We start from the raw sequence: 15765 nt of genomic DNA on the forward strand, positions 1-15765 counted from the left end.
TCGTGGAAGCATCTGTGTAACGGATATGGTGGAACTCATCCAAGGCATTCCGAGCGTTCGTGTTTACATGAGGGAGACAGGTTCACCCCGGTCAKTCTACTCCGTAGGTTGCCAGAAGCGAAACCTGACGAGTGTCTTTCGAACATCTCTCATGCAAAACAAACATATGTTGAAACGAATAAAGTCCATCTGGGATTTAATTTGCGGAACATGCCGTTTGATTTGCTGATGAGACCTGATTTTTTATACAGAAGGGAGACAGGGTTGATGGCGAAAGACGATGTAATTGAAGTCGAAGGAACAGTTGTTGAGACTTTGCCCAACGCGATGTTTAAGGTAGAATTGGAAAATGGACACACGATTCTTGCTCATGTTTCGGGCAAAATCCGTATGCATTTTATCCGCATCTTACCTGGAGATAAAGTCACAATTGAACTTTCTCCTTACGATTTAACTCGCGGACGTATCACATACCGTTTTAAATAATCTTTTGCACTCCGGACCACTAAGGAGGTTGGGTTAGATGAAAGTAAGACCATCTGTGAAACCGATCTGCGAAAAATGTAAAGTTATTCGCAGACGCGGTAAAGTAATGGTAATCTGTGAAAATCCTAAACATAAACAAAAACAAGGCTAATTTGAAGGAGGTGCACGACACACATGGCTCGTATTGCTGGTGTTGACATTCCGCGCGATAAACGCGTTGTTATTTCATTAACATATATTTTCGGTATTGGTAAAACAACTGCACAAAAAGTTCTTGCTGCTGCAGGAGTTTCTGAAGAAGCACGCGTTCGTGATCTTACAGAAGACGAATTAAACAAAATTCGTGAATCAATTGGTGCTTTCAAGGTTGAAGGAGATCTTCGCCGTGAAGTATCATTAAACATTAAACGATTGATGGAAATCGGTTCATTCCGTGGTATCCGTCATCGTAGAGGTTTACCTGTTCGCGGTCAAAATACGAAGAACAATGCGCGTACGCGTAAAGGTCCTCGTAAAACTGTTGCTAACAAGAAAAAATAATCGGTAAAGGAGGTTTCTTCCTAACATGGCACGTAAACAACAAACACGTAAGCGTCGTGTGAAAAAGAATATCGAATCCGGTATTGCTCACATCCGCTCTACATTTAACAACACAATTGTAACAATTACAGATATGCAAGGAAATGCGGTATCTTGGTCAAGTGCTGGTTCACTTGGTTTTAAAGGTTCTCGTAAATCGACACCATTTGCTGCGCAAATGGCTGCCGAAGCAGCTGCTAAGTCATCTGTTGAACATGGTTTGAAGACGTTAGAAGTTACGGTTAAAGGTCCTGGTGCAGGTCGTGAAGCTGCAATTCGTGCACTTCAAGCTGCAGGTCTTGACGTTACAGCTATTAAAGATGTAACTCCAGTTCCACATAACGGATGCCGACCACCAAAACGTCGTCGCGTGTAATAGGTGCGTCTCAATTAATTAATTGATTGAGAACATCATTTCTTGTACAAACTGAGTTGTGCAATCACCGATAAGTCTAGTACCTATCGATTTCTGATGGAACGAACCTATACATTCGATGTTTTGAAGGAGGGTATATTTGAATGATCGAAATTGAAAAACCAAAGATTGAAACGGTTGAGATCAGCGAAGGTGCCAAATTTGGCAAGTTTGTTGTAGAACCGCTTGAGCGTGGATATGGAAACACATTAGGTAATTCCCTACGTCGTATTCTTTTATCTTCTTTACCAGGGGCTGCAGTAACTTCTATTCAAATTGATGGTGTTCTTCACGAGTTCTCTACTATTGAGGGCGTAGTTGAAGATGTTGCTTCAGTTATTATGAATGTGAAGAAATTAGCTCTAAAAATCTACTCTGATGAAGAAAAAGTCATTGAGATTGATGTTAAAGGTGATGGACAGGTTACAGCTGCTGACATTACACATGACAGTGATGTAGAAATTTTAAATCCTGATCTCTATATTGCAACAATCGGTAAAAATGGTCATTTGCGTATGCGTATGTATGCACAACGCGGCYGCGGTTACACTCCTGCTGATCAAAACAAACGTGAGGATCTTCCTATCGGCGTGATCCCAATCGACTCTATTTATACTCCAGTTTCACGCGTCAATTTCCAAGTAGAGAATACTCGTGTTGGTCAAATGACTAATTTCGATAAGCTTTCTCTTGATGTGTGGACAGATGGCAGCATCGGTCCAAAAGAGGCGATTTCGCTTGGAGCGAAAATTTTAACTGAGCATCTAAACATTTTTGTTGGTATGACTGATGAGGCACAAACTGCTGAAATCATGGTCGAAAAAGAAGAAGACCAAAAAGAAAAAGTGTTGGAGATGACAATCGAAGAGCTTGATCTTTCTGTTCGTTCTTATAACTGCTTAAAGCGCGCAGGTATCAATACGGTACTTGAGTTAGCTAATAAGTCAGAAGACGACATGATGAAAGTTCGTAACTTAGGACGTAAATCACTAGAAGAAGTTAGAGCGAAGTTAGATGAGCTTGGCTTAGGATTACGCAAAGAAGACTAAGCGACTTTTTTGATAAAGCAAGATTAATATTCAACAAAGGAGGTAAACATCTATGGGTTACAGAAAACTTGGTCGTACAAGTTCTCAACGTAAAGCGATGTTGCGTGACTTAACAACTGATTTGATCATCAACGAACGTATTCAAACGACTGAAGCTCGTGCGAAAGAAGTGCGTTCAGTTTGTGAAAAAATGATTACATTAGGTAAACGTGGAGATTTGCATGCACGTCGTCAAGCGGCAGCATATATTCGTCGTGAACTAGTAACTGCTACTGATGAAGAAGGCAATGAATCAACAATTTATGCTTTGCAAAAATTGTTTGATGATGTAGCACCACGCTACGCTGATCGTCAAGGCGGATATACACGTATTATGAAAATGGGACCTCGTCGTGGAGACGGAGCACCAGTAGTAATAATTGAATTGGTTTAATCAATAAAATTTGAAGAGGGTTCTAGGTTAGTAGCCGCCCTCTTTTTTTAACAAAGATTTATACGACATAATGAAAAGCAGAGCGTTACAATGAGCGGACCTTTTGGTAGCGTCTCGTCTAGCTCTACGCACCTCATTCACGTAGACGGTCTGAGCAACCGGATACGATACAGATATAGAAGAGCGCATTTCTCTGAATGAGGTGCGCGCTTTTTTATTTTATTTCAGTTATTTAACATATACATTATTTGGAGACAAATATAAAAAGACATCAGTATACGCCAATGTGGTGTATACTGTATTTTTCTATTATCATAAAATATAAATAGAGTAGATTGAGTTGAGCTGAGTTAGAGGAGGTAAATGTTTTATGAACGAGATTTTATCATTACATGAAGTTACTTATACATATACACCTGAAGAAACAGAGAGTCGTAATGCAGTAGACGGTATCTCTTTAACTGTGAACGATGGCGAGTGGATTGCAATCGTTGGTCATAATGGTTCTGGTAAATCCACAATGGCGAAACTCATGAATGGTCTTTTATTCCCTCAAAAAGGGGAAGTACGAGTTCTTGGTGAAGCGCTTAATGAAGAAAATTTATGGGACATTCGTTCACAAATGGGTATGGTGTTTCAAAATCCGGACAATCAATTTGTCGGGGCAACCGTACAGGATGATGTTGCTTTTGCTTTGGAAAATAACGGGATTCCGTTTGAAGATATGGTAGTACGCGTACATGAGTCTCTTACTCAAGTGAAAATGGAGAAGTTCTTAAATAGTGAACCACACCATTTATCAGGTGGTCAAAAGCAACGTGTAGCTATTGCAGGTGCACTTGCATTGAAGCCGAGAATTTTAATATTAGACGAAGCAACTTCGATGCTTGATCCTCAGGGACGAGAAGAAGTATTATCGACTGTCCATCGTTTACGTGAAGAAACGCATTTAACTGTCTTATCTATTACACATGATTTAGAAGAAGCATTGCTCGCTGATCGGATTATTGTAATGAATGATGGCCGTAAATATGCAGAAGGCAGACCAACAGAAATTTTCTCGCGTGGAGAAGAATTAGTAGAACTGGGCTTAGATTTACCGTTTGCTTTAAAGATGAGCAAACTCTTAATAAATAATGGAGTCGTCTTAAAAGATACACATATGTCAGAACAAGAGTTGGTGAAGGATATATGGACATCAAACTTCAACAAGTAGGGTATGCCTATGCAAAAGATTCCCCTTTTGAAAAGCGTGCGTTAGTCGATGTGAATTTACATATTCCGTCAGGCTCATTTCAAGCAATCATTGGCCATACTGGTTCTGGGAAATCTACTTTGCTTCAACACTTAAATGCACTACTAAAACCTACTGAAGGTACTGTAGCTATCGGAGATTTGATGATACAAGCTGGTAAGAAAGTGAAAAACTTAAAGCCGGTTCGTCAGAAAATCGGGATTGTATTTCAATTCCCAGAACATCAATTGTTTGATGAGACTGTGTTAAAAGATATCATGTTTGGGCCATTAAACTTTGGCGTGCCTAAAGAAGAGGCTGAGAGACGTGCGCGCCTCTTAATTGAGCAATTAGGTTTACCTGAGGAAGTGCTCCATAAATCACCGTTTGATTTATCAGGCGGTCAAATGCGCAGAGTGGCCATTGCAGGCGTTTTAGCAATGGAGCCAAGCGTACTAGTCTTAGACGAACCTACAGCTGGTCTAGACCCACGTGGACGTCTAGAAATCATGGACCTATTTCGAAAGCTGCATGTAGATAAAGGGTTGACTACAATTTTGGTCACTCATTCTATGGAAGATGCCGCACGTTACGCAGACCGAGTAGCCATTATGCATGAAGGTCAATGTGTGTTAAGTGGCAATCCAATCGATATTTTTGGTAATGAAGAACAACTTGCAGAATATCGTTTAGCTGCACCACGTGTTGTGCGTTTTCAACGTGAATTTGAGGCACTCCTCGGTTATCCATTACCAAAATTATGCTTAACAGAGGAACAGTTGGCTATAGAAATAGGTCGCGTTGCCCAAGGGGAGCGTGAGTCTAAATGATGGAGAAAATGATTTTTGGTCGCTATATTCCAGGGGATTCCTTTATTCATAAATTAGACCCGCGTTCTAAACTAGCATTTGTGTTTTTATTTATCGCAGTTGTCTTTTTAGCCAATAATGCGGTTACATATGCTTTGTTACTGGCATTCACGTTAGTCACGGTGTTATTTTCACGGATTCGCTTATATTTCTTGATTAATGGTTTAAAGCCCATATTATTTTTGCTGGTCTTTACATTCTTAATGCATATCTTCTTTACTAGGGAAGGCGATTTATTGTTTAAATGGCAATTTATCGAAGTGTATGAAGAAGGGTTGAAACAAGGTATTTTCATTTCTGTGCGCTTTTTAGTATTGGTCTTTATCACATCTATATTAACGTTAACAACTTCTCCTATATCAATTACTGATGGGTTGGAGATATTGTTGAATCCGTTTAAGCGTTTTAAATTACCTGTGCATGAACTCGCTTTAATGATGTCGATATCGTTGCGCTTCATTCCTACTTTAATGGATGAAACAGATAAGATTATGAAAGCTCAAATGGCACGTGGATCTGATATTAGTACGGGATCCATTAAAGAACGAATTAAAGCGGTTGTTCCTTTATTAATCCCTTTGTTTGTCAGTGCATTCAAACGAGCTGAAGATTTAGCTGTGGCGATGGAAGTACGTGGCTATCGCGGTGGGGAAGGTCGAACCCGTTACCGCCAATTGAAATGGGATTGGAGAGATACTACAATTCTTCTGTTGTTAGGAGTTATCACAGTGGTTCTTTGGTTGTTGCGATCGTAAAACTGGAGGGAACAGTAGTGAAACGTTTAAAAGTAACAATTATGTATGATGGATTTGGTTTTGCAGGCTATCAAGTACAACCGAATGAACGTACTGTTCAACTTGAATTAGAAAAAGTCCTAACTAAAATGCATAAAGGAACAAAAGTAAAAGTCGTTGCGAGTGGACGTACTGATGCTGGTGTTCACGCAACTGGACAAGTTATTCATTTTGATACAAACCTCCAATTTCCAATTAATCGTTGGCAACGAGCACTTAATGTTCAGTTGCCTGGAGATATTCGTGTGGTCTCTGTTGAAGAAGTTTCGAGTGATTTTCACGCAAGATATGGCACCACGGGTAAAGTATATCGCTATAAGTGGGGGTTAGGAGACGTTGAGAGCCCTTTTAAGCGTCATTACGTTGTATATATGCCAGGAGTTAAGCCAAACGTCCAACTCATGAGAGAAGCCGCCCAAGCGTTTTTAGGCACACATGATTTTACGAGTTTTTGTTCAGCAAGAACAGAAGTAGTTGATCGAGTTCGACATATAAAACGTTTGGAATTGCTTGAAAATGATCAAGGAGAGCTTCATATGGTCATTGAAGGAGACGGTTTTTTATACAATATGGTCAGAATTATTGCGGGGAATTTATGGGAAGTAGGCATTGGTAAACGTGAACCGTCTGAGATGGCAGATATACTCACAGCTATGGACCGAAAAAGAGCCGGGAAAACCGCTCCAGCACAGGGTTTATACTTAGAATCGGTGTATTATGTTGAATGAAGCAACACTTCCAGGTGTTTTGAAATAAATCCTTGACTTTTTCTCCGTGGCGTTATATGATGACACATGGTATTTCATTAACCCCACAATAAGCCCCGAAACTTGTTGTTGATGATGATATAGAAAAATTTTAAATCATATTAGATCGAATTAGGAGGACAAAATACATGCGTACAACATTCATGGCTAAGGGTCACGAAGTAGAGCGTAAATGGTTAGTAGTAGACGCAGAAGGCCAAACTCTTGGTCGTTTAGCATCTGAAGTAGCTGCAATCTTACGTGGTAAAAACAAACCAACATTCACACCACACGTTGACACAGGTGATCACGTGATCATCATCAACGCTGAGAAAATTCATTTGACTGGTAAAAAATTAACGGACAAAATTTACTACCGTCATACACAATTCTCTGGTGGTTTGAAAAAACGTACAGCATTAGAAATGCGTACAAACTATCCTACAAGAATGCTTGAATTAGCAATTAAAGGGATGCTTCCTAAAAACTCTTTAGGTCGTCAAACATTCACAAAACTTCATGTATACGCTGGAGCAGAACATCCACATGCAGCACAACTACCAGAAGCTTATGAGCTTCGCGGATAATTAAAGTTAAAGAGGAGGATACACCCTTGGCACAAGTTCAATATATCGGCACAGGTCGTCGTAAAAGTTCAACAGCACGCGTACGTTTAGTACCGGGCGAAGGTAACATCATTATCAACAAACGTGACGTAGAAAACTACGTACCATTTGAAACTTTACGCGCAATCATCAAACAACCATTAGTAGCAACTGAAACTCTTGGTAGCTATGATATCCATGTAAACGTAAATGGTGGTGGATACACAGGTCAAGCAGGCGCAATCCGTCATGGTATTGCTCGTGCACTACTTAATGTAGATCCTGATTTCCGTCCAGCATTGAAATCTGCAGGACTATTAACTCGTGATTCACGCATGAAAGAACGTAAAAAACCAGGTCTTAAAGGCGCTCGTCGTGCACCTCAGTTCTCAAAACGTTAATCTTTCTATGTTACAAGACCCTCAACCATTTTGGTTGGGGGTCTTTTTTATGTATATTAATATTTTTGACCACATTTTTCAACCTATTGCTTTACTAGCACGAATGCTCATTATTTTCTTCAATATGGACATTCTATAGGCAGAGTGACCTTACATAGAAATGAAGGTTTTATCAATGATTCAGCCTTGGGCAAGTCTATTTGTCCTTGGAGAGGCAAAATATGAAACCAAGTCATGAAGAACGAATTATCGTGGGCCGCTCGCGATTCATACAAGTAAAAAAATCGATAAGGCTGTCCTTAGTCATGTAGCGATCAAGTCGTTGCTCGGAAATAGTTGATTTTTCTCAAGAACGTGAATATGTGAAACGAAACGATTCCCTAGAAAATAACACAGTAGCCTCTTCTGCTTTCTAGAAAGAGGCTTTTTGAATAGATGATCTTGGATAGGGTTGGTCGAATGGCAAGAATCAAATGGACATAGGATGTAGTAAGAAAAAAATTCAGGGGGAAGATAAATCGGCTACTACATAACAGTTGAACAAGATGTACAGGTATTTGTTGAGGACATAAACCCTGGAAATGGGAAGACCATTTTGTTTTTACATGGGTGGCCAGCTAATCACAAGATGTTTGAGTATCAGTTCAACCAACTGCCGCAACTGGGGTACCGTTGTATTGGAGTAGATTTCCGAGGTTTTGGAGATTCGGATCGTCCGTGGAATGGATATAACTATGATCGGATGGCAGATGATATTCGTGCCGTTATTGATGCACTCGAATTGGAAGATGTGGTTCTTGCGGGGCACTCAATGGGAGGAGCCATCGCCATAAGATACATGGCACGGCATGCAGGACATAAAATAATAAAACTTGCTCTTTTTGGTGCGGCAGCTCCTGTATTTACTCAACGTCCAGATTATCCATATGGGAAGACGAAAGAAGAAGTCGATAAATTAATTCAAGGAACCTACACCAATCGTCCACAGATGCTTGCTGATATTGGGGATATCTTTTTTACGCGATATTTAACAGAAAGCTTTATAGACTGGTTTCAAAGTTTAGGTTTAGAAGCTGCAGGTCATGCAACTGCCATATGCCTCGCTTCACTAAGAGATGAAGATTTACGACCAGATTTAGCTGACATCCATGTACCTACAGCGATATTTCATGGCAAGCAAGACAAAGTTTGTCCATTTGTATTTGGTGAATTAATGCATGCAGAGATTAAAGACTCGGAACTGATTCCTTTTTATTATAGTGGCCATGGCTTGTTTTATTGTGAGATGAAAAAATTTAATAGGGAATTGATTCGCTTCATGTCTTAGATGTTACTGCTATTATTTAAAGGCTTTACTCATAGTGGAAAAGGTATTGATTTGGAAGATGCCAATAGGGGTATTTAAATATTCCTGAAAAACTAGCATATACATCTAGTATTGTGATATTAAAGAGGTGGAATACGATTGCCATTTATACATAAATCAATATCAATTATTGTGGGAAGTCTTTTAATGGCAACTGGTGTAAATGTTTTTTTAATAAATCATGAGTTGTTAGACGGTGGAACATTTGGAATGGGGTTAATACTACATTATTTAACAGGGCTCCAAGTGGGATTAATGGTCATAACGTTGAGTATTCCAGTGTTAATTCTTGCTTGGTTTTATAATCGATCTTTCTTATACAACAGTATTCATGGTATGTTGTTTTCTTCTTTCATTGTGGACTTGACTTATCATCCATTGCGGGCTCTCGGGCTTATTCTGGATCAGAACCCAACGACCAGTGCGATATTGGGCGGTTTATTTGTAGGAGCAGGAATTGGACTCATGCTTCGCTTTGATACAAGCATTGGGGGGACTGATCTGCTTGGCCAAATTATCGCTAATTATGCACGAATAAATCCAGGAATGGTTATTTTATTAATTGATATGCTCATCGTTTTTTCTGGTAACTTTATTATTACCGATAGTTCGTTCCTCTTATCAGGTATCACGGTGATTTGTGTTGGAACAATGACTAGCATATTAACCATAAAAAGGAAAAAGAATTATTCTCCAATTATTACGTTTGGGATTGTGTCTTAATGTTAATAGCCATGTTCCTCACAATGAGGAACATGGCTATTTTTGTGTTAGGTCATGTTAAATAATGGGCTAATAACTAATGATTCATCAGGGATTTTGGTGGAGCCAAAGAGCAGGAGAGAAATGAAGATAATGAGTAAGAGCCCATTAACAAATCTGACACCATCAAACTTAGATTTTTCATGAGGACAATTATTATTCAAACGTTCACATCCTTTTTTTATTCATTCGTTTACTTAGTGCTTCAAACACCTCATCAAGTGTCATGTCTCCATTTTGATCTAAAAAATCAGACATATCCTCTGACTTATCATCTTTTAGATTTTTATATTTCCCAATTAATGTAACAGTTATAGAAGGGGAGTTTCTAAATAAATGAACTGATTCCACTTTTAACTTTCCAAGAAGTAATAAGGAGGCAGCAATGATGTCAAGGTCCTTCCCTTTTAATAAATCATGTAGGGTATATGTTGAATTCTTTTGCTTATGAAAATGATGATCACTCAAATTAATGCCCCCCTATCTCTATGGTATGTAACTTCAGCGAATTTGTTTGGTTTCAAATAATCATAAACCTTTAACTTGAAAGACAATCTCCTGCGATTGAATAAGAGATAGTTAGTTAGGAAATAATGAAGTCATAAGAAGCCAAAAGAGGGGACTATCAAATATGAACTTTGAAGATTATAGTTTCTGGGAAATGATTGTTAGAGCGACTGTTACTTTTATCGTATTGCATTTTTTGGCACGAGTTTTAGGTAAAGAACAACTGGGTCAACTCACATTTTTTAATTACATCACTGGAATAACAATCGGTTCAATAGCAGGAGAGATCGTTTCACATGATAATACACATTTCTTAAATGCGATTACCTCTTTAGTATGGTGGTCAGTTCTTACTCTGCTCGTAAGTTATATAACGTTAAAATCAAGAAAGGCAAAAAATTTACTTGATGATATACCGAAGATTATCATAAAAGACGGGAAAATTTTAGGAAATGAACTCAAGTCAGCCCGTCTACCTATTGTTGATTTAAATATGTTGTTAAGGATGCAGGGGATTTTTTCGGTCCAAGATGTGCAATTTGCAGTATTAGAAACAAACGGACAACTTAGTGTCTTCAAAAAAGTAGCCCAGCAAAATGCGACAAAACAAGATGTGAAAGCTAAGATCGATGTACCAAAGTATATGCCATTCACAATTATCGCAGAGGGAAAAATCGTAACGGAGAATTTTCCTGGACAAAACTTTACCGAAGAATGGTTAGATAATGAATTGAAAAAGCATGGAGTTAATTCGATAGAACAAGTTTTTTATGCTGAAATTCAATCAGATGGCTCTGTCTACATGGATTTGAGAGATGACAACTTGTAATACTTGTTTGTGAAGGCACTTCCTGTGTAAGGAAGATTCCAGTCTTGAAATTGTGAAACCTTTTTTTGAAATGGAAAAGGTTTTTCTGAATTTAAAAAGGTACGATATTTTCCTCATAGTTCGTATAGGACATACGTATAGTGAGTGTAAAAGGTGGTGTCGTACGCGTTGAAACGCTGGATAGCAATTGGACTTTTATTGTTAGTCTCTGTAACAGTTGTAGTTTATGAAACTCAAGCATCTGATCGTGCATTCTTTTTACCAGCGCCTCTTGCTGGAATGAGAATTGTAGTTGATCCTGGTCATGGTGGAATGGACGGTGGCGCTTCTATTGGAGGAGTTGTTGAGAAAGATATAACGCTATCACTTGGGAAAGAACTCGAGAAAGAATTAAAACATCTGGGTGCCGAAGTTGTGATGACAAGGTCGAATGAGGAAGATGCAGTAGCGGAACATAATCCCAAAGCTACGTTCCCAACCATTCGTGCAAGAAAACGTGCAGACTTGCAATTGCGTGAAGAAATGATTGCCAACACAGAAGCAGATTTATTTATCAGTGTCCATGTGAATTCTATACCTGATGCAAGATGGCGTGGGGCTCAAGTGTTTTACCATAAGGAAGGTCATGTAGATGGCGCTGCTGTTGCGAAAGCTATTCAAGCCTCAATCCGAGAACATATTGGAAATACTGAACGTGAAGCATTAGCAATTAAACAAGTATACTTATTGAAAAAAGCAACCGTGCCAGCAGTATTAGTGGAAACAGGATTCTTAAGTAACCCTGAGGAATTAAAATTATTGACGTCTAAAGACTATCAAAAGAAAATGGCTGAAGCAATTGCTGATGGGATTGAAGAGTACGTAGATGGTGAAATGCAGTGACACGCTAATAACCTCTTAATTAAAGTAAGAAGAAGTTTGACGAATAACATTTGATCAATGCCTCCTACACTAACGAAGATCCTATAATGCCGACTAGCTATATTTGATATGATATACTATAGGACGAAATGTACATTAAAGGAGTGTCTAATTTGATAAATGAACAACAGGTTCGCGAACTGCTCGGGCAATTACAAGACCCTTTTTTACATAAAACGTTACTTGAAACAAATGGCATAAAAGAAGTATCTATTAAAGAAGAAAAAAATCATGTAAGCGTAAAGCTTGCGATTGCTAAGATTAATACTGCTGAACAAATGCAACTGCAAATGAAGGTCGTAGATGCATTAAAAGGAGCGGGTGTTGGTACAGTAGGCATTCGCTTTGAAGAATTGCCTGCAGAAGTGTTAGCGTCGTTCCGCGGAACGACAACTGCATCTGAAGCACAAGATTTATTGTCACCATTAAATAAAGTGGAATTTATCTCAATTGCATCTGGTAAGGGAGGCGTAGGGAAATCTACTGTCTCCGTAAACTTAGCAGTTGCGTTAGCGCGCTTAGGCAAGAAAGTCGGATTAATCGATGCGGATATTTATGGCTTCAGCGTACCTGATATGATGGGCATTCAACAAAGTCCAAAAATAGAAGGTACTCGCATTATCCCAGTTGAACGATTTGGGGTAAAAGTTATTTCAATGGGCTTTTTCGTTGAAGACAACGCACCTGTAGTATGGCGCGGTCCTATGCTTGGTAAAGTATTAGATCAATTCTTTAAAGATGTTGAGTGGGGCGAATTAGATTATTTATTGCTTGATTTACCACCAGGAACAGGTGACGTGGCACTTGATATTCATCAAATKATCCCATCATCTAAAGAAATCGTTGTTACCACTCCGCATCCAACAGCAGCTTTTGTTGCTGCTCGTGCAGGTGCTATGGCGCTTTCAACAGATCATGAAGTTTTAGGCGTAATCGAAAATATGGCGTGGTTCCAATCGAAAACATCGAATGAAAAAGAGTATGTTTTTGGTAAGGGAGGAGGTCCGAAGCTTGCAGATGAGCTTCGTACAGAACTCCTTGGTCAAATCCCACTAGGTCAACCTGATTGGAATGAAGAAGATTTTGCTCCTTCTGTGTATTCAGAGGTACATCCTACAGGTAAACTATATGGAGAAATCGCTACAAAAGTCATTAATAAATTAACGAAATAATGTAAAACCCCCGCTCATCATATTACGAGCGGGGGTTTCTGTTATTAAGGTTTATTTCCTTCGCCGCCACTGCCACCACTAGAATCTTTTGATGGCGATTTTCCTTTTTCTTCCGTCGTGCCAGCCGCTTTGATTAATTCTACCCATTTCGCTTTTAGAAGCGGGCTATCAATCGTTTCCTGCACAATTTTTTCGATTTCTTTGCGATTTGTTGACGACTGTAAAATTGTTTCCATTTGTTTTTGCATCTCCGGTGAACCAAAGAATGTTTCTAACTCTTTTTGAAATGATGCATCTTTCATTAAGGCAGTCATGATATCTTGTTGTTGTTTTTTCATGCTTTTCGCAAAGGTTTCAGAGAAAGTTGGGTCTTTAAAGGTATCTTTCCAAAATTTTTCCGCATCCTTTGACAGAAGAGTATTCTCAATCGAAGTTTTAACATCTTCTTGTTCCAAAATTAAAAGCTCTTTAAATTCAGGGTCTGAAAGCATTTGACGCATTACTTTTTTTCCTTCTTCAGTTTGCATGGTATCCGTAACCATTTTTTTCGTTTCCTCATAAGAAGGGGTGCTGCTTTGTTGTGCTCCACAACCTGCTAATACGACGATTCCTAAAAGTATTATCCATTTTCGCATACTTAACCTCTTTTCTTCCACTGACCTTTTCATTTATTGTTCACATATTTCTTGAGAATATGTAGATATTGATTAGTAAATTAGATTTTTTGCTTATTCGTTGATACAATCAAGTGAAGAACTTGAGAAAAACGGAGGATTTTTTGCTGTGACTATACGAAATTGGTTTATATTTTTCTTCAAGGCACTTGTAATTGGGGGTCTAGTTACCGGTGTGCTTGGATTAATTATTCGATGGCAAGATGCATTTGCACCATATGTTGCAAGTGGAGAGTATGCAGAATTTGCCGCAAGTTTTTTGTGGTTTGTATTTCTTGGTATGACAATGAGTGTTTTAAGTCAAATGGGATTTTTCGCATATTTAACAGTTCATCAATTTGGTGTTAATATTTTTAAAACTCTAACCTTATGGAACTGGGTACAGTTATTAATTATTGCATTAGTTATTTTTGATTTAATTAAATTTCGTTTTATGCCGATTGCTAATTCGCAATCACAACTATGGTTATATTTAGGCCTTCTGGCTATTCTAATAACAACAGGATTAGTTGTAGCTTATTTCAAAGCTAAATGGACGAAAAAACATGCATTCATTTCTGCGTTATTTTTTATGATTGTTATTACAACGTTAGAATGGTTACCCGTTTTGATGGTAGATGAAAAAGACGTAGATCGTTACGTAACTTTATTATTGTTCCCATTATTAGCGGTAAATGCATACCAATTACTAAAATTACCTAAATACAATGCGAAGTCTGATGTGGATCGATTAAAATTAGAAGAGCGTCGAAAAGCACGTGCTCAAACGACTAAAGTAAAAGCATAAAAAAAGCATCCATTTGGATGCTTTTTTTATGGGAAAGTTTTTGTTTGTGTTTTATAGCCGAAAAGTGTTTCTTCTATAGAGACAAAAGGATGAGCTTTTTGGAAAGCAGTTAGCTCCTTAAGAGAAACGCGAGTTTTCTGATGTAATGCAACTGAAACGATATCCCCTTTTTGAATAGTAGGAGGATCACCAGCAGTCCATTTAATTGATGAGCTCACCATATTGATTTTGGAATCCCAAACTTGTTGCTTAAGTGGTTCTGGAAAAATATTATCCTTCGTCCGATACCACAGTGGAACAACGCCGAATTCTGACTGGAAAATTTCGATTTCCTTCTTTAGCAGGCCAAGATTTTCTTCATAATTTTTACTTTCTTGACCGAGTAAKCCAACTGGAATGTTTTTTTCTTTAATTTTTTTAACGATTAAAGGAGAACGTTCCATCCAATCTGCATCTAAAAAAAGTAGAGGATAAGGTTTTTCTAAATTCGTTATCCAGTCATCCACGTCTTCGCGACCGAATGATAGATCCACGGTTAATGTCACTCCGTGATTGCCTTTCATCAAGACGTCAGGTTGTTCAGTGACACGAAATACCGATGTCCATTGTTCTTTTTGTTGAATAAATATTAAGAAAACGAACACAATGATTAAGGTGATTAATATACGTTTTTTCATTTGATTCACAACCCTTCCTCAACTAGTTTATTTTTGTTCTTTAAAATTTATGATGATGTATTGACATTCATGTTTAAAGGATGGTAAGATACATAAGTCGCCAAAACACGCGGCAAACTAAAATAAAAAAGCAAAACTTTTTGTTKACATGACATCAAGAATTTGCTAAGATATAAGAGTTGCTGTTGAAACAGTGACCAACACATGAACCTTGAAAACTGAACAGCAAAACGTCAACTAACAAGCGGAACGCACTTCGGTGCCGGAAGCAAAAACGTTTTTTTACGCCGACACCTGTCGGTATCGAAAACAAACTTGAACTTAACCGTTCATTATAAACGTCAAATTTTTGACGCCAGCAACAAAGTCGAGCTAATCGACTCACCATTATGGAGAGTTTGATCCTGGCTCAGGACGAACGCTGGCGGCGTGCCTAATACATGCAAGTCGAGCGGAATG

The 15765-nt window shown here is 38.5% G+C and carries 21 protein-coding genes and 1 rRNA gene; 19 read left to right on the forward strand and 3 right to left on the reverse strand.

The features are described 5' to 3' along the window. Positions 1 to 267: 267 nt before the first annotated feature. The 14 genes from infA (at position 268) to AC1DOS_RS02285 (ending at position 9700) form a co-directional block, all read left to right on the forward strand. The gene (gene infA, locus AC1DOS_RS02220) at positions 268 to 486 is read left to right on the forward strand and encodes a translation initiation factor IF-1 (RefSeq protein WP_016429904.1); all 219 of its coding nucleotides are present in this window, start codon (positions 268 to 270) and stop codon (positions 484 to 486) included. A gap of 37 nt (positions 487 to 523) precedes the next feature. Beyond that, positions 524 to 637, forward strand: a complete 114-nt coding sequence (gene rpmJ / locus AC1DOS_RS02225; protein ID WP_000868344.1) for a 50S ribosomal protein L36 — start codon at positions 524 to 526, stop codon at positions 635 to 637. 23 nt (positions 638 to 660) lie between these two features. Further along, entirely contained in the window at positions 661 to 1026 is a 366-nt protein-coding gene (rpsM, locus tag AC1DOS_RS02230) for a 30S ribosomal protein S13 (protein WP_108586017.1), read from the forward strand. 25 nt (positions 1027 to 1051) lie between these two features. After that, positions 1052 to 1441 (forward strand): 30S ribosomal protein S11, encoded by a 390-nt coding sequence (gene rpsK / locus AC1DOS_RS02235; RefSeq protein WP_019415648.1) that lies wholly within the window; start codon positions 1052 to 1054, stop codon positions 1439 to 1441. A gap of 143 nt (positions 1442 to 1584) precedes the next feature. Further along, complete coding sequence (locus tag AC1DOS_RS02240; RefSeq protein WP_477536228.1) at positions 1585 to 2529, forward strand: DNA-directed RNA polymerase subunit alpha; 945 nt, start codon at positions 1585 to 1587, stop codon at positions 2527 to 2529. A gap of 52 nt (positions 2530 to 2581) precedes the next feature. After that, on the forward strand, positions 2582 to 2962 hold the full coding sequence (rplQ, locus tag AC1DOS_RS02245) for a 50S ribosomal protein L17 (protein WP_024536523.1): 381 nt from the start codon (positions 2582 to 2584) through the stop codon (positions 2960 to 2962). A 370-nt stretch (positions 2963 to 3332) separates the two neighbouring features. After that, complete coding sequence (locus tag AC1DOS_RS02250; protein ID WP_477536229.1) at positions 3333 to 4178, forward strand: energy-coupling factor ABC transporter ATP-binding protein; 846 nt, start codon at positions 3333 to 3335, stop codon at positions 4176 to 4178. Then, positions 4154 to 5026 (forward strand): energy-coupling factor ABC transporter ATP-binding protein, encoded by an 873-nt coding sequence (locus AC1DOS_RS02255; protein ID WP_477536230.1) that lies wholly within the window; start codon positions 4154 to 4156, stop codon positions 5024 to 5026. The genes AC1DOS_RS02250 and AC1DOS_RS02255 overlap by 25 nt, the downstream gene beginning before the upstream one ends. Continuing rightward, positions 5023 to 5820 (forward strand): energy-coupling factor transporter transmembrane component T family protein, encoded by a 798-nt coding sequence (locus AC1DOS_RS02260; RefSeq protein ID WP_477536231.1) that lies wholly within the window; start codon positions 5023 to 5025, stop codon positions 5818 to 5820. Before AC1DOS_RS02255 ends, AC1DOS_RS02260 begins: the two co-directional genes overlap by 4 nt. Positions 5821 to 5837: 17 nt before the next feature. Then, a complete protein-coding gene (gene truA, locus AC1DOS_RS02265) occupies positions 5838 to 6587 on the forward strand; it encodes a tRNA pseudouridine(38-40) synthase TruA (protein WP_477536232.1) in 750 nt (249 codons plus the stop codon). Positions 6588 to 6754: 167 nt separating this feature from the next. Further along, entirely contained in the window at positions 6755 to 7192 is a 438-nt protein-coding gene (rplM, locus tag AC1DOS_RS02270) for a 50S ribosomal protein L13 (RefSeq protein WP_108586023.1), read from the forward strand. A 26-nt stretch (positions 7193 to 7218) separates the two neighbouring features. Continuing rightward, on the forward strand, positions 7219 to 7611 hold the full coding sequence (gene rpsI, locus AC1DOS_RS02275) for a 30S ribosomal protein S9 (protein WP_108586024.1): 393 nt from the start codon (positions 7219 to 7221) through the stop codon (positions 7609 to 7611). 517 nt (positions 7612 to 8128) lie between these two features. Then, complete coding sequence (locus tag AC1DOS_RS02280; protein ID WP_477536242.1) at positions 8129 to 8938, forward strand: alpha/beta fold hydrolase; 810 nt, start codon at positions 8129 to 8131, stop codon at positions 8936 to 8938. 138 nt (positions 8939 to 9076) lie between these two features. Beyond that, complete coding sequence (locus AC1DOS_RS02285; RefSeq protein WP_477536233.1) at positions 9077 to 9700, forward strand: YitT family protein; 624 nt, start codon at positions 9077 to 9079, stop codon at positions 9698 to 9700. A 207-nt stretch (positions 9701 to 9907) separates the two neighbouring features. Here AC1DOS_RS02285 and AC1DOS_RS02290 read toward each other — a convergent pair whose 3' ends face one another. Then, entirely contained in the window at positions 9908 to 10207 is a 300-nt protein-coding gene (locus tag AC1DOS_RS02290) for a hypothetical protein (RefSeq protein ID WP_477536234.1), read from the reverse strand. 163 nt (positions 10208 to 10370) lie between these two features. Here AC1DOS_RS02290 and AC1DOS_RS02295 point away from each other — a divergent pair, with 163 nt between their 5' ends. The 3 genes from AC1DOS_RS02295 to AC1DOS_RS02305 all read left to right on the forward strand — a co-directional run bounded on the left by AC1DOS_RS02295 (position 10371) and on the right by AC1DOS_RS02305 (position 13168). Continuing rightward, complete coding sequence (locus AC1DOS_RS02295) at positions 10371 to 11075, forward strand: DUF421 domain-containing protein (RefSeq protein WP_477536235.1); 705 nt, start codon at positions 10371 to 10373, stop codon at positions 11073 to 11075. 168 nt (positions 11076 to 11243) lie between these two features. After that, complete coding sequence (locus tag AC1DOS_RS02300; protein WP_477536236.1) at positions 11244 to 11957, forward strand: N-acetylmuramoyl-L-alanine amidase; 714 nt, start codon at positions 11244 to 11246, stop codon at positions 11955 to 11957. 152 nt (positions 11958 to 12109) lie between these two features. Further along, complete coding sequence (locus AC1DOS_RS02305) at positions 12110 to 13168, forward strand: P-loop NTPase (RefSeq protein ID WP_477536237.1); 1059 nt, start codon at positions 12110 to 12112, stop codon at positions 13166 to 13168. Positions 13169 to 13212: 44 nt separating this feature from the next. On the opposite strand, the gene gerD is transcribed toward AC1DOS_RS02305, so the two are convergent. After that, on the reverse strand, positions 13213 to 13803 hold the full coding sequence (gene gerD, locus AC1DOS_RS02310; RefSeq protein WP_477536238.1) for a spore germination lipoprotein GerD: 591 nt from the start codon (positions 13801 to 13803) through the stop codon (positions 13213 to 13215). A 148-nt stretch (positions 13804 to 13951) separates the two neighbouring features. Here gerD and AC1DOS_RS02315 point away from each other — a divergent pair, with 148 nt between their 5' ends. After that, on the forward strand, positions 13952 to 14629 hold the full coding sequence (locus tag AC1DOS_RS02315) for a KinB-signaling pathway activation protein (RefSeq protein WP_108586031.1): 678 nt from the start codon (positions 13952 to 13954) through the stop codon (positions 14627 to 14629). Positions 14630 to 14655: 26 nt separating this feature from the next. On the opposite strand, the gene AC1DOS_RS02320 is transcribed toward AC1DOS_RS02315, so the two are convergent. Continuing rightward, entirely contained in the window at positions 14656 to 15306 is a 651-nt protein-coding gene (locus AC1DOS_RS02320) for a hypothetical protein (protein WP_477536243.1), read from the reverse strand. Positions 15307 to 15692: 386 nt separating this feature from the next. Here AC1DOS_RS02320 and AC1DOS_RS02325 point away from each other — a divergent pair. Then, a 16S ribosomal RNA gene (locus tag AC1DOS_RS02325) occupies positions 15693 to 15765 on the forward strand; the annotation flags it as partial.

The sequence above is a fragment of the Paenisporosarcina sp. P5_A11 genome (genome assembly GCF_056400705.1).